We start from the raw sequence: 16,296 nt of genomic DNA on the forward strand, positions 1-16,296 counted from the left end.
ATTATTTCTAATTCTTGCCAAGAAGGAGTTTGTTCAGTCATCTATACACAGGATTTTTTACATCCTCCGGGGAAATGTAAGTAATTAACCAGTATCTTGTCGAATCAAAAAGGGCCGCCGCCCTTTTGATGACTGCGACCCTTCTTGTTCAGAATATTTTATTTGCTATGTAAGACCCAGGCGATTTCTTTGTTTTGCGGAACTTACTTTTGCTCCCCGGGTGCTACCCTTTTTTCTCAATTTTTTCGAGTGTTTGTTAATCTGTAGTTGGGTCAATATTGTTCAGTGCCCTTTCTACAATATTTTTATCAACCCTGATTCCTACTATTTGCGCCATCAGAATATTGTCCTGCATGTAAAACGCCATTCCCATGGTGCTCCTTCCTGTATTGAAATTTGTCGTTTCAATTTTTATCTGCATTTCATCCATGTTTTCTCTGTCTAAGCCTCCGGCAACTTGAAACAATCCTTGATAATTAATATTTGGAATCATAAAATCCATACCACTGAACCCGAATTTTTCCTGAAACAAACTAATTTTTTCTGAAAATGGTATTACTTCCGGATCAAAATATTTATCAAGCATGCACTCAATTTTAGTTTTCTTTCTAATATCGAACAAAGTAAAATTTGCATCAAGTGTTAATCCCAACATCTCAGTATTTCTGTGGTTTCTATTATGCCGCAATATAGTAAATGGTACTATTAAACTTTCTTCTGTTGTATCGTCGTATAATAAATTGGAGAAAAATTTCATGGCAGTATTAATTGGATTTACTGAAAACTCCTTGCTCTTTGTATTATCTAATTTTACACGAATGGACGTTAAGGAGTCTGGAGCTAACCTTTTAATTGACTTATATGTTGTAAAAACTAATTTAACACATTCCTCAAATGCCAATATCTCTTCTTTATTAAACACATAGTTTTTCTTAGTATTTTCAATATCGTTACAATATTGTATATATGATTGGCTGTTCTTAACCAATTGCCCTATTCTCAATTCTTCGGTAATCATTGCCCTCAACAAATCCTTTGATACTCCATCCCATATAGAATGATGTACTGCATGAAGAATTGCACAACGATCCACACCTGTTTTGAGTATCAATATCCTAGAGAGCAATCTATTGTCTGACAAGAAATTGAGTTCACGAGCGACTTGCTGAAATACATCAATGAAAGAATTCATTTCTACATTATATTTTTCAGTATCTAAAATAGGAATTATCCAGTCATCACAGTATTCATATTCTTCAAAGCGCTCTGTTACCTCATTGAACTTGACTCGCATGGCTCCTTGATGTGAAATTATAGTTCTCAATATCGAAGCAGTACCGTCTGCATCATAATGTATTTCATTTACATCAATCATTATATTCTTTATCTCTTTCAAAAAATATTGATTGACATATAACGTATTACAATCATTGTGTGAATTGCTTCGGAGGAAGTTATTCCCGTAATTCTCTATGGCATCAATAATATCGATTTTCATATTTCCAGTTTTGTCTTTTTCCGACTCGTCGGTTGTTATGCTCATGAAATCAATCATATTGATCTTTCTATCGTTTTCATTCACAGTACCGATTAACCTCGCCGTCTGCTTCTGCATTATATCTATTACTGTAAACTCATAGCCCTTTTCACGTAATTTCGAAACAGTTCGTACTGCCTTCATAGAGTCGCCTCCTAATTCGAAGAAGCTGTCATCAATGCCGATGGAAGTTAAACCCAGTATTTCCTCAAACACTTGAGTTATGGCACATTCCACATCCGTTCGCGGTGCTATGTAAGTTCGTCTAATCCCGTCCGGCTTCGGTAACGCACGCTTGTCAAGCTTACCATTTTTGTTCAATGGTAATGCTTTCAATTTTATTATAAATGTCGGGATCATATACTCCGGTAGTTTCTCCCTAAGTGCTTCACGAACGGTGAAGACATCTAGCTCCTGTGGCTCGATTCCCTGTTTAGGTACCAGATAGGCACATATGCTCTTGTCACCATCTATTTCGCGAACAATAACTACAGCATCTAATACACCGGGTTGTTTCCTTATAACGCTTTCGATTTCACCAAGCTCAATACGAAATCCTCTGATTTTGATTTGGTCGTCAACTCTGCCCAAGAATTCGATATTACCGTCACTTCGCATCCGCCCATAGTCGCCTGTTAAATAAATTTTTCCATACTCATCGTGGTTAACAAACACACGGTTGGTCTTTACGCTATCATTCACATACCCTTCTGCGACACCCTTTCCTCCAATACAAATCTGCCCGCTAATACCTACAGGACACATATGGAGTTTTTTATCAAGTACATACATCTTTTGGTTAGCTAGCGGTTTTCCGTATGGAATACTGCGCCATACATCTTTCACCTCATGTATTGGAAAATAAATGGACCATATTGAACTCTCGGTTGCCCCGCCTAGACTTGTCACCGAAGCGTTAGGAAACTTATTTCTTATTGCTCCCGTCAAATGCAACGGGATCCAATCTCCACTGAGTAATACATTCCGTAAGCTCATATTTACAAAGTTTTGGTCCACACTCTCATTGAAAATATCCATGATAGCTGGTACTGAGTTCCAGAATGTGATTTTTTGTTTGGCAAGAATCCCTTGAATCTCATTGACATTACGTTGATCTCCCACCATCACCAGTGTCGCACCAGTGCTCAGAGCTCCAAAGATATCATATACAGATAAATCAAATGCGAAAGATGATAAGCCAATGATTCTGTCTTTGGCATCAATTTGGAACTTTCTATTAATAGCTATAATCGTGTTGACAACCGCACCATGCCTGATAGCCACACCCTTGGGTGTACCAGTACTGCCTGATGTGTAGATAACATACGCTAATTCATCCGCCCCTCCTCGCACTTGGTAAATTTTATCGGAATAATGCGCTGCATCTTCCCACGTATTAGCTATGAGCGTCATCTTACAATCACTATTCGTAATGATATAGTGATTCCTTTCTTCAGGATAATCAGGACTCAACGGAACATAAGAACAACCCGAGAACAGTATGCCGAATATGTTGACGATTGTTTCAATTTTGCGCTCTCCCATCACTGCTATTTTTGCGCCCGGCTTAACACCTGATGCCAGAATAAAATTAGCCACCCGGCATGCCTTCTGATAGAGAAGGCTGTATGTAATCTGTTGGTCATTATAGATGACGGCTACATTCATTGGTGTCTTCATAACTTGTTCTATAAAGAGTCCGTGTAATGTTCCATTTTGAAAGCATATATCTGTATTATTATAGGGAATGAATACATCGTTGTTCTCCTGCTCTGTAATTCCAAGCATAATATCTTCGCATTCAATTGCCGTACTATCTGCCATCTGCGTGAGAATATGGTGAAAACGCGATAGCAATAGTTCACCATCCATTTTGCAATATTTTTTCGTATGGAAAAATACCTCTAATGTGTTATTGCCTCCTATCTTTACAATAAAGGTTAATTCATTGCTTGTTTGATCTCCGATTGATTTCGATTCTAGATCTCTGCCTTGAATGAATTCCTCATCTCTTAAGCAATCTTTTAACACAAACAGAACTCTCATTATGTTTCCGTTTTGGGCTGTCATCTCTTGAATAGAAGCCATCGTATAATGTCTATTACGTAAACTCTCGCTAGACTGCCTTGCTACATCCCTTAGAAGTTCTACCAGACTCATTTTAGATTCTGCCCTAAACCTCACTGGAATGGGGTACAAAGAATTATTAAATCTACTCTCACTATTAATAAATTCCTCGTTTTTCCCTAGTAATAATTTCCCAAACAATACATCGCTACTGCCAACATATTTCTGCAAAAGTAAGCCGAAGGCAGATTCAAAGATTGTACCTATCGATATATTTAAGTTTTTTGATGTTTCTTCAAGTTGATCCAACAATCCCTGTTCAATTTTTCGACTTACCACACCACTATACGCTTCATTAGAATCAACATCTGAAACAGACTTTATATAATAATCCCCTTCATAATCTGACAAAAGAGAGCGCCAATAAGCAAGAGAATCTGCTGTATTACGGCTTTGCAAATAATTCACGTAGCCACTATATGGATATGTTTTTCTAGCCTCGGACTCAATTAATGATTTAATATTTGAATCGCTGTTATCATGCGCAGACGTATGCCCTATATACTCAAGGTTTCCGCCAATCTGCCATCGTGCCAACTCACCACTGTGATATAATCTTCCTTCTCCATATGGATTCTTTCCAAATTTATTTTTGCTAATTTCCGTGTTGTTAAGTTGTCCGCAATCAAGTGCAGCCCCTGCTATGCAAAGCTCTCCTGCAACCCCAATCCCACACAACTTACCAGAATCAATGATGTAGATTTGTGTGCGGTCATTGATTCTTTCGTTGAAATCACCTAGGATTGTCTCCCGCTCTACGTCGCTAATCATCTCTAATTCTGCTATGCGTGCGTCCGGATTTTCAAGGATAGAGTCCAGCAACGCTTCAAAATGCAGAAGCATCGTCCGCGCCGATTCTTCCGTGAACAGATCCCGGCAATACTCAAGGAGAACCTCATATCCGCCGTTAAGTTCCGACACTTGCAGTAGTAGATCAAATTTTGCTGTCTTAGGCTCAGTTTCAAGCGGACGAAACCTCGCATCGCCCATTTGCAGTTCAGCTTTTTCGTTGTTTTGCAGGACAAACATCACATCGAACAAGGGGTTCCGTGACAAATCCCGTCTAACTTCCACATCTTCCAGAAGTTCTTCAAATGGATATTCCTGGTTCTCGTATGCGCCAAGGGCGTGCTCTTTTATCTCGGATAAAAACTCGCTAAATGTCTTTTCCCCGGTAGGATAACCGCGCATGGCCAAAGTGTTGACGAACATCCCTAACATGGACTGCGTATCTCTGTGCACCCTGCCTGAGATCGGCGTACCCACCACCACATCTTCTTGGCGGCTGTATTTGTACAGCATCACCATGAAGACCGATAGAAACGTCATAAAGTCTGTGGTTCCGCTGGCTTGATTTATCTTTTCTATCCCGTTTTTCAGCGCCTGATTCAGCAATATAGAAACGTGTCCGCCTCGAAAACTCTGGGTTTTCGGACGTGGGTAATCCGTCGGCAGATCCAGCACCGGTGCCTCGTCTTTAAATACATCCTTCCAAAATTCCCGTTGTGCGCTGAGATCTCGTCCTCGCAGCCACTCGCTGTAATCCTTGTACTGAACCTCCGGCTGCACAGGTTCTTCACCACCGGCAAGCTTAGAAAATTCCTTTATGATGATATTCATCGTCATACCATCCGAAATGATATGATGCATGTCGAACAGCAAAATGTGCCGGTTTTCCCCTATCACGTTCAAAATCTTTAAGCGGAGAAGCGGTGCTTGGCCCAAGTCGAATGGACGGGTGAATTTATCCAGTTCCTCCTCGCTATACTCATCAATCTCTTCATATTCTACTGCGGCTGCCACTTCATCTCGGATAATCTGCACTGCTTCTCCTTCAATCACGGTAAAGCTCGTGCGCAAGGCTTCGTGATGTCTTATCAAAGCCTCCAGTGTTTTTTGTATGTCGGCCAGGTGCAACTCCCCTGTCACTTCCACTGCTGCCGGCATATTGTAGGCCAAACCCGCACCGCCCATTTGGTCAATGAGGAACAACCGCTTCTGCGCCGGTGACATGGGGTAATAGTCTCGTTTTTCAGCTTTTGGTATTGGGTTGTATGCACCCGTTTCCAGCACCTGTAGCTCGGCTGCCAGTTCCCTTGGTGTCGGAGACACAAATACAGCCTTCAATGGCAGGCGTATGCCCGTGCGCTTTTCAAGGTCGTTCACCGCCACCGTCGCACGCAACGAATGCCCGCCCAACTCGAAGAAACTGTCGTCTATACCTATTGGAGATACGCCTAAGATTTCTTCATATACAGAAATAATGGCTTGTTCCATTTCGTTTCGCGGTGCAACATACTTCCGTCCCGCCAGTGCGTCCGGTTCCGGCAGTGCATGCTTGTCAAGCTTTCCGTTCCGGTTGAGCGGCAAGGCTTCCAACTGCGTCATGAATGCCGGGATCATATACTCCGGCAGTTCTGACCGCAGCACGTCACGGATAGCGGACATGTCCAACTCTTGCGGTTGTGCCTTATGTTCGGCGACCAGATAAGCGCACAGGCTCTTATCCCCATTCCTTTCGCGAACGATCACGGTTACATCTGCCACACCCGGCTGTTTCCTGATTAGACTTTCAATTTCATCAAGTTCGATACGGTACCCGCGGATTTTTACCTGCTCGTCTATACGTCCAAGATACTCTATATTCCCATCCGGCAGCCAACGCGCCAAGTCGCCGCTTCGGTATATCCTACCTTCCCCATACGGGTTCTCTATAAATTTCTCCGCCGTCAGCTCCGGACGATTTAAATATCCTCGCGCCAGCCCGTCGCCCGCAATGTACAACTCTCCCGGAACACCGATACCGCACAGTTTCCCGCCGTTTATGATGTAAATTTGCGTGTTTTCCACCGGTTTCCCAATAGGAATGGCATTGGGGATGGGGGTTCCCGCTTCGTATTCCCAACAGCTAGCTGTAACTGTAGCCTCCGTTGGCCCGTATTCATTTGTGTATGCAGACCCCAACCTGCGCGCTCGAATAACCGTTTCTACACTTGCCGCCGAACCTCCTGTGATTATCCGGCGGAGCTTAAGGTTTACCTGCGTAAAGTAATGGGGGGGCAAAAGCGCCATGGTCACATGATGGCTCTCGGCATACTCCTCAAAAAGCTTAGTGTCCAAGATGGTATCATTCGAAATGAGGCACAGCGATCCTCCAAAAAGCAACGACGAAGCAATTTCGTATGTTGCCGCATCGAACGACAAACTGGCAAACTGCAATATTGTATCTGCCTCACAAGGATTATTTCGTTGCAATCGTTTCTTTAGATTCACAACGCCCTTATGTTCTATCATAACGCCTTTGGGTTTCCCAGTTGTGCCGGATGTATAAATAATGTACACAAGATCCCGGGGACCGTTCACCTTGGACAGATTCTCCGATTGCATCCCGTAAGCATCCGGATCACTCAAATAAAGCACTGGCACACACACTTCTCCAGGTACACTCACGCCATACGCCAAAACGGCTTTGGGTGCTGTGTCCTCTATCACAAACCGAATTCTTTCCTCCGGGTACGCCGGGTCAATGGGCACATACGCACCGCCCGCTTTAATGATGCCCAGAATTCCCACTATCATCTCCACGCTGCGCTCTGCCAGCAACACGACCCTGTCGTCCGGTTTTACCCCAAGTTCCCGCAAACGATGCGCCAAGCTATTTGCTTTCCCATTCAGCTCCGCATAAGTCATTGTTTCGTTTCCAAATGTCAGCGCGATGTTATGCGGAGTCTTGGCGACTTGCTCTTCAAACAAATCCACTACGGTCGCATCTTGCGGATAGTTTGCCCGCGTGTCATTGAAAGCACCAAGGATTGTCTCACGCTCCCCGTCGCTAATCATCTCTAATTCTGCTATGCGTGCGTCCGGATTTTCAAGGATAGAGTCCAGCAACGTTTCAAAATGCAGAAGCATCATCCGCACGGATTCTTCTGCGAACAGCTCCCGGCAATACTCAAGGAGAACCTCATATCCGCCGTTAAGTTCCGACACTTGCAGCGTCAGATCAAATTTTGCTGTCTTAGGCTCAGTTTCAAGTGGGCGAAACCTCGCATCGCCCATTTGCAGTTCAGCTTTTTCGTTGTTTTGCAGGACAAACATCACATCGAACAAGGGGTTCCGTGCCAAATCCCGTCTAACTTCCACATCTTCCAGAAATTCTTCAAATGGATATTCCTGGTTCTCGTATGCGCCAAGGGCGTGCTCTTTTATCTCGGATAAAAACTCGCTAAATGTCTTTTCCCCGGTGGGATAACCGCGCATGGCCAAAGTGTTGACGAACATCCCCACCATGGACTGCGTATCTCTGTGCACCCTGCCTGAGATAGGCGTACCCACCACAACATCTTCTTGGCGGCTGTATTTGTGCAGCATCACCATGAAGACCGATAGAAACGTCATAAAGTCTGTGGTTCCGCTGGCTTGATTTATCTTTTCTATCCCGTTTTTCAGCGCCTGATTCAGCAATATAGAAACGTGTCCGCCTCGAAAACTCTGGGTTTTCGGACGTGTGTAATCCGTCGGCAGATCCAGCACCGGTGCCTCGTCTTTAAATACATCCTTCCAAAATTCCCGTTGTGCGCTGAGATCTCGTCCTCGCAGCCACTCGCTGTAATCCTTGTACTGAACCTCCGGCTGCACAGGTTCTTCGCCACCGGCAAGCTTAGAAAATTCCTTTATGATGATGTTCATCGTCATACCATCCGAAATGATATGATGCATGTCGAACAGCAAAATGTGCCGGTTTTCCCCTATCACGTTCAAAATCTTTAAGCGGAGAAGCGGTGCTTGGCCCAAGTCGAATGGACGGGTGAATTTATCCAGTTCCTCCTCGCTATACTCATCAATCTCTTCATATTCTACTGCGGCTGCCCCTTCATCCCCGATAATCTGCACTGCTTCTCCTTCAATCACGGTAAAGCTCGTGCGCAAGGCTTCGTGATGTCTTGTAAAAGCCTCCAGTGTTTTTTGTATGTCGGCCAGGTGCAACTCCCCTGTCACTTCCACTGCTGCCGGCATATTGTAGGCCAAACCCGCACCGCCCATTTGGTCAATGAGGAACAACCGCTTCTGCGCCGGTGACATGGGGTAATAGTCTCGTTTTTCAGCTTTTGGTATTGGGTTGTATGCACCCGTTTCCAGCACCTGTAGCTCGGCTGCCAGTTCCCTTGGTGTCGGAGACGCAAATACAGCCTTCAATGGCAGGCGTATGCCCGTGCGCTTTTCAAGGTCGTTCACCGCCACCGTCGCACGCAACGAATGCCCGCCCAACTCGAAGAAACTGTCGTCTATACCTATTGGAGATACGCCTAAGATTTCTTCATATACAGAAATAATGGCTTGTTCCATTTCGTTTCGAGGTGCAACATACTTCCGTCCCGCCAGTGCGTCCGGTTCCGGCAGTGCATGCTTGTCAAGCTTTCCGTTCCGGTTGAGCGGCAAGGCTTCCAACTGCGTCATGAATGCCGGGATCATATACTCCGGCAGTTCTGAACGCAGCACGTCACGAATGGCGGACATGTCCAGTTCTTGCGGTTGTGCCTTATGCTCTGCGACAAGATAAGCGCATAGGCTCTTATCCCCATTCCTTTCGCGAACGATCACAGTTGCATCTGCCACACCCGGCTGTTTCCTGATTAGACTTTCAATTTCACCAAGTTCGATGCGGTACCCGCGGATTTTTACCTGCTCGTCTATACGTCCAAGATACTCTATATTTCCATCCGGCAGCCAACGCGCCAAGTCGCCGCTTCGGTATATCCTACCTTCCCCATACGGGTTCTCTATAAATTTCTCCGCCGTCAGCTCCGGACGATTTAAATATCCTCGCGCCAGCCCGTCGCCCGCAATGTACAACTCTCCCGGAACACCGATACCGCACAGTTTCCCGCCGTTTATGATGTAAATTTGCGTGTTGTGGATGGGACATCCTATTGGTATCGTTTTTTCTCCTTTGTCACAATTGTAATATGTCACCACATTTGCTTCCGTGGGTCCATACTGGTTGGATAATAACGCCGCAGGGCTTATTCCATCCACTGGATTTAACACTTGTTTTACCAAATCAGGACTGAGCACTTCGCCGGCTGCAAAAATATATTTTAAGCTTCCCAATCCAAGCCTTAATTCCTTTTCTTTGATTTCAGCCACAAAAGCGGATAGCATGGAAGGCACAAAATTGACGGCGGTAATGCGTTCTTTGGCAATGAAACGTGCCAGCTCCTTTGGTTCTCTCTCAAGCCCATTCGGTAAGATAACCATCTTCGCCCCGACAAGACCCCACCAAAAAAGTTCACTCACTGATACATCAAATCCGTAATTAGTCTTCTGTAAGATGACATCTGTTTCATCCAATGGATATGTTTCCTGCATCCATAAAAGAAAATTTACCACGCTCATGTCCCGGAACATAACCCCCTTGGGTCGCCCCGTCGTGCCTGATGTGTAAAGACAATACATGATGCCGTTAGGATCCCGTTTTGGATTTGGCTCGTCGTCATCGAAGAGACAATGGGATGTCATTTCCACCTTTGCAACGTCTGTTTTCAAGGACAATGACTTGACGGCGTTCACAAGGGCTTTTGCGTTGCTATCTTCCAACATGAACTTAATCCTGTCCATGGGCAGAGCTGGATCGATTGGCACATATGCGCCGCCGGATTTAAGTATCCCGTAAATTCCTACGATCATCTCCATGCCGCGCTCTGCCAGTATCGCAACCCTATCATCCGTATGTACACCAAGCCTACGCAGACGCATCGCTAACTCATTCGCTTTTCTGTTCAGCTCCGCATACGTCATGATTTTATCTCCGAATTTTAACGCTACATTATCCGGGGTCCTGACTACCTGTTCTTCGAAAAGATCAACAATAGTCTTGTATCTCGGGTACGCCGCATAGGTGTCGTTGAAAGCACCTAGGATTGTCTCGCGCTCTGCGTCGCTGATCATCTCTAATTCTGCTATGCGTGCGTCTGGGTTTGCAAACAACGAATCCAGCATTGTAATAAGATGTCCGCAGAAATTAGATATATCTTCCTCCGAAAACACTTCTACCCGGTAATCAAACACAAATTGCAAACTACCCCTTGGTTCCCGGCGGGCATGGAATGCGAGGCTGTCCACTTGCGTTCCCGTAGAATACCATGTATGAGAAAATGCTTCCGATACAAATTGGCTCATGTCAAAGGAACCAAAATTCTGGTAGCTGAACGTTACATCCGACGGTGCCTGATTCTGACCTTGAATCTGATAATAATCCGCCAGGATATAATTCCAACTATACCGAAAGTGTTTGGCCGCTTTTATAAAATCCTTCGTAATTGTCTTGATGGTTTTCTCCGCCGTGTCTTCGGAATCTCTTTCAAATGCGTCGTCAAAAACGACCGGAATCGTGTTAACATACATCCCGGGCGATGCCTCTTCCACCGCTCCCTTCCGGCTCCTCATCACGGCGCACAAAATGCTAGTCGGCTTGCTGCGCACGTGCTCCGAAACGCACCTAGCAAAACATGACATGAGCACCGCAAATTCCATAACGCTGGCTCTCTTGCAGTAGCCTTTCAATCGTTCTTCAAAATCTGATGCCAACGGATACGAGAATCTCTTCGATGCAAGCGAATGCCCCGCGCACCGCGCGATTCTTGTTGGTTCGGTAATCACTGACAGTTTGTCTTGCCAAAACTCCCTGTCCTTCAGAAATTGCAGGCTGCCGTCATAGTACTTTGCTTCCTGCTCAATGAATTCCTGATAGCGGTATTCGGACTCGTCGATCTCCTTATGAGTTGCAACGGCATCGTAGTATTTTTTCACCCGTGCCAGCAATACAATCGCACTTACTCCGTCTATCAGCATGTGAGAGCCTTTGATGAGAAAACCATATTTGCTATCGTAGCTGAATGCTGTGATTTCACAAAGAGTCTCGTCCATTCTTTGTTCCGCATAGCCGGCAGCAAAGGCTGAATAAGCGACGGCGCTAGAAAACTCCCTAACACTTCCATACATGATATTAGGGTCATAGTCCCGGAAAAACTGCATGGGCACGCCATCCGCTTCCGTCACTTCGGTACGCAGGACTTGATTGTACTTGTACAATAAGCTGATGGCTTTACTGGCAGCGAACTTGTCCTGTTTTCCGTCAAATGAGACATCAACGGTCACGCTGTGGTTCATCGAGTCGGACAGTTGTTGTGTGAGCCAAATCGATTTTTGTGGCTCCGTCAATGAAAAATACGCACGTTCTTTATTTTTTTCATCCATTTCTCTTTTTCTCCTTAACTCTGAAATTTTTTATTCGCTCTTGTTTGACTTCTGGGACACATAAAAGATGTCGGTAATATGCCTCTTCTTTAACACGGTCTTCAATTCTAATCGCAAAAATCTATCTCATCTTTTAGGTAACCATATTAAACAGCATATAGTTTCTCTCAATATTTTCATCCTCTTTCAGCTCATGGTGAGATATCAGCGTAATATCATATATTTGCTGACATAATGCTTGTACCATATCCTTTTTATCATTCTTATATCTTGCATTTATTAACTTCCAGCTTCTCATTAATAAGCGCATCCTTGAAAATATCAGCTATAACGAACGAATTTGAAAAAATCAGCAAAAATTTCATATGATAGGATAGGTTGGCAGGAGTTTTTGCTACATTTGAAGTTCGTTCACTATAATAGTTGATGTTTGGTCATAAATAGGATAGTATCTTTTGTGCGGTAAAAAAACTTGCTATCACGAATGCAACCATACTCGATCAAAGAATAAACATTCTGTAAAAAGTTCCGCAAAGCATTATTACGAATATCAGGACAGCCGTGACACCTTTAAAAACCAGTCAGAAACTCCGGTAAAATATCTTTTATGTCATCAGCTACAAAACTCATTTTGATGAAGTATATTTTTTGAGCATTGACTCGAGCTTTCATACTTAGACTTTCATTTTGAAAAAAAGAAGTGGCTCCTTCAAAAAACTCGCAGTCAATTACTTTTGAATAATATTGTTGCCAAACATAAATCTGCTCGTCAATTAGTTTTTCATCGCTCCCACGCACAATAGTGGATGGGCATGAAATTTTAATGCTTGATTTTGGCATGTAAGCGGTTGCTGCAGCAAAGTCTGCCTTGGCAATGGGATAAATAAACTACATAATATATTTATTTTGAAGTAGCTCTACGTTAGCGTCGTTCATCAGGAGCAGTTCATCCATGATTTCACCGATGCTCATATTGGCGTAGTTTTTGTCGATCCTCTTTGCTGCGGGGAATTCACACGCATATAAAAAAATGATCTGGAAGTCGTAAATTGAGTTCTTGAAAAATATAACACAATTCAAGACAAACTAGAGCTCCAATCCATATGTTTTAGGGGTCTATTGGCCCGGCACCGGGCCAGGATTCATGACGTTCAGGGATGTGCTTCCAGAAAAATCTCTTTACGGTAATATCTCTACCCATCCGTCTTCACCGTTTACTCTTATCATATCACCAGTACGAATGGATTTTGTTGCGTTATCTACGCCTACCACTGCTGGCAAACCGTATTCTCTTGCAACAACACTTCCGTGAGTTACCATACCCCCGACTTCTGTAACGAGTCCAATGATCGAAAGGAAAACAGGTGTCCATGATGGGTCTGTAAATCTAGTAACTAATATTTCTCCATCTTGAATATCTTTCGCATTGAGAATATCTACTATTACTCTTGCTCTACCAATAATAGTACCTTTTGATACACCAATTCCAACAAGCGAATTATTTGGGGCTTTCGTATCATAAAAGGTTTTGATGACCTCACCATCAGAAAAAATAATTCTAGGTGGATTCAATATTTCATAATGGTTATAATCAATTTTCATTTTATCAATTTTTTTGTAATTGATTTCACCTCCACAGAAAGCACTTTTTAATTCTTTAAAGTTCATATAATAAATATCATCTATATTTCTAATTCCTAACCTTTTTGCCTCTTTTATAAGAGCCTGTTTATAAATCCAAAAGTGGCGCATCATGTAATATTTAGGGGCTTCACGTAATCCCCAGAAATTGCGATAAAATAGAATCCTTTTTTTCAAAACATTTGAATTTGCTTTCATCAATAGCTCGTCGATTACCTTTTGACTTTCTCTCAAACCTCTTTCAAATATTGTGTTAGCATGACCATTTGGTTGATTTAGGTTTGCTAGTATGATTGCAATTAAAGATTTATGATCTTCTGAATAACGCGGTTTTGTAATGTCTATCTCACCACTACAACGGCAACCATATTTATTTAAAAAAGCTGAAAATTCAGTCCCGATTTTAGTAATATCTTCGCCTCCATTTTTCAGATAATCGACAAGCTCAGGTTGTCTACGTACTATATCAGCAATCCGTCCAAGTTCTATCCCCATTTCACTTGTAATATTATTAGGGATGGATTTTCCTATTTCGCTTATAATGTCATTTTCCCCAATGTACTTTTCGCTCTTTTTTTTGATATATGAGGCTAGAACCCTTGCAACAGAAATACATCCCCATATTGGATCCTCCCGAAATGTTTTTACAAGGTTGGTTTTTATATCTCTTTCAATAAAACTCACTAATTCTCCTTCATGATGATTAACGATTTCCTTCTCGAGTTCCTTAATAGAGCTCTCCATGCGTCTAAAATACTTTTGAATTACTGAAACATCATTCTTGATATACGTCTTCCAACCCATTATAATAGTTGGAAATATATTGTTTGGTAATTTGAAGCTAAATTCTCCTTTTGGGATAGAGTGGATATATTCCTTTCTTTCTAAAACCTCTTGAACCCCATCATAAATCCTCTTGTCAAATCCTTTGAATTCCCACAATAAGAGATTTCTTCTAAATATACTTTTTAAGTGACGAGTTATATCCACATATATCCGCCCGCCACAAAATGATGGTGATTCTGTTCCCATCATACGCGATAGAAATTCACCACCGAGGGGAAGAATGGTGTTTGTCATCATTTGCAAATGTCCCATAGAGTAATAGCAGCGTTTAAAACCATCTGATGACTGAGGTTTCGGATAAAGCGTGGTTATCGGTCTGGACTGCACAATATAAAATGTATCGTCTTTTAAACACCACTCTATGTCTTGTTCACTACCAAAACTATTTTGGATATTATTCCCAATTTGAACAAGCTCATTAATTTTCTCATCCGATATTTTATTTTCTCCACTCTTTTGTATATTACCGTTCTTAACTTTATACATGGTCGGTATTTTCCGCCCGGAGACTAACTCCTCACCAAGTCCGGAAACTGCCTCAATTATTGTAGTCAACCTATCGGAACTAGAAGGATCAGCCGTGAACAAAACCCCTGAGTATTCAGGATCAACCATTTCTTGTAATACCACCGCCATGGAAAATGTATGTATTCCATTTTTTTCTCTGTAATGTATTGCTCGTTCATTATTGATGGATGCAAAACAGTTTTTGATTGCTTGTTTTATGTTTTCCAACCCGCTGACATTTAAATAAGTATCTTGCTGACCCGCAAATGAATTAGCAGGCATGTCTTCTGCGGTTGAAGAGGATCGCACCGCATATATGCCATTTAGAGAAAGGGATGAAAGCTCTGTTTCCCATTCTATTGGATAATTTTCATCAAACACTTTTGTAGTAATAACATATCCAACAGGAACATTAAACCCATGGTGAATGAGCCGTGCAAGATTTGCTCCTTTACCACCTGAAATATCCACGTTTTGTGCACTTATATCTGAAAGACTTAATATGTAATTCATTTTTATGCCTCCTTTTGGTTATTGAGCCTATTTCAGGACTATGGATTTCCTATAACGACTATGTGGAATCTTTTTGTAATCAACTTTGTATAATAATTGAATTGCTTAAGTATTCCTTCCTCTATCTTTGATTCATTTAAAGGGATTAAAGAGGATATAACATTGGCATCACTATCTTCTTTTTCTTCAACAAAGGAGGCTAAAAGAAAAAATACTTAGGTGTTTCGTACTTGGTCTTTTTTTACATAAGCCTGAAAAGTACTAGTCTTTCCCAAACTACTTATATTTTCATATATTGTATAAAATTTCTATAAAATAATTTTACATCTTCCTAATTTAAATATCAAATGTATTTTATTGTTATGTAATTTAATGTATTATATTGGATGAATAGTTAATAAAATAAAGACCTGCTAACTCAAGTCAATAGTAAAATCTACATATTTTTTTCATACCTTATATCTTCTTCGAAAATTTTTAAGGCATAAAGCCATTTCTCGCTTGGAATTAAATATCCCTAGATCATATAGATTAATTTTACTTACGTAATTCATTTAACTATAACATGTAAGATTTACAGTATTTTTGAACAAAGTGTGTTAATGGGCTTGGTAAAATTAATCCCGGTGATTTTGAATTAAATTTTACAATAAAGATTTGTTTGCTTCTAAACATGGTGGAGTGAGTCATATACAGTTATATCCCTAGTCTTGTAAATGCTATACCTTCTTTTAACAAATATATGGTCAGAATATACACATCTCCGACGATAAGTCACAACTACTTTTGCTATATTATTCATTTAATGTTAACATAAAATTTACGTATATTCTTTAATATTACATTAATAATATTGTGGCTTGCAGCCA

4 protein-coding genes are annotated in these 16,296 nt (G+C 42.0%); all 4 read right to left on the reverse strand.

The genetic code is table 11. The annotated features are described in order from the left end of the window. Positions 1-256 precede the first annotated feature (256 nt). The gene (locus CLO1100_RS20000) at positions 257-11,920 is read right to left on the reverse strand and encodes a non-ribosomal peptide synthetase (protein ID WP_014313494.1); all 11,664 of its coding nucleotides are present in this window, start codon (positions 11,918-11,920) and stop codon (positions 257-259) included. A 133-nt stretch (positions 11,921-12,053) separates the two neighbouring features. Beyond that, on the reverse strand, positions 12,054-12,218 hold the full coding sequence (locus CLO1100_RS20785) for a hypothetical protein (RefSeq protein ID WP_187288918.1): 165 nt from the start codon (positions 12,216-12,218) through the stop codon (positions 12,054-12,056). Between the two features lie 272 nt (positions 12,219-12,490). Further along, positions 12,491-12,760, reverse strand: a complete 270-nt coding sequence (locus tag CLO1100_RS09270; RefSeq protein WP_041700200.1) for a hypothetical protein — start codon at positions 12,758-12,760, stop codon at positions 12,491-12,493. A 339-nt stretch (positions 12,761-13,099) separates the two neighbouring features. Further along, on the reverse strand, positions 13,100-15,427 hold the full coding sequence (locus CLO1100_RS09280) for a phosphoenolpyruvate synthase (RefSeq protein WP_014313495.1): 2,328 nt from the start codon (positions 15,425-15,427) through the stop codon (positions 13,100-13,102). Positions 15,428-16,296 lie beyond the last annotated feature (869 nt).

This window comes from Clostridium sp. BNL1100, assembly GCF_000244875.1.
Classification (GTDB): Bacteria; Bacillota; Clostridia; order Acetivibrionales; family DSM-1351; genus Ruminiclostridium.

What these genes read in the sequence shown, in the direction of transcription:
- CLO1100_RS20000 (WP_014313494.1), bottom strand. Translation starts at nt 11,920, where the DNA reads ATGGATGAAAAAAATAAAGAACGTGCGTATTTTTCATTGACGGAGCCA.
- CLO1100_RS20785 (WP_187288918.1), bottom strand. Translation starts at nt 12,218, where the DNA reads ATGAGAAGCTGGAAGTTAATAAATGCAAGATATAAGAATGATAAAAAG.
- CLO1100_RS09270 (WP_041700200.1), bottom strand. Translation starts at nt 12,760, where the DNA reads ATGCCAAAATCAAGCATTAAAATTTCATGCCCATCCACTATTGTGCGT.
- CLO1100_RS09280 (WP_014313495.1), bottom strand. Translation starts at nt 15,427, where the DNA reads ATGAATTACATATTAAGTCTTTCAGATATAAGTGCACAAAACGTGGAT.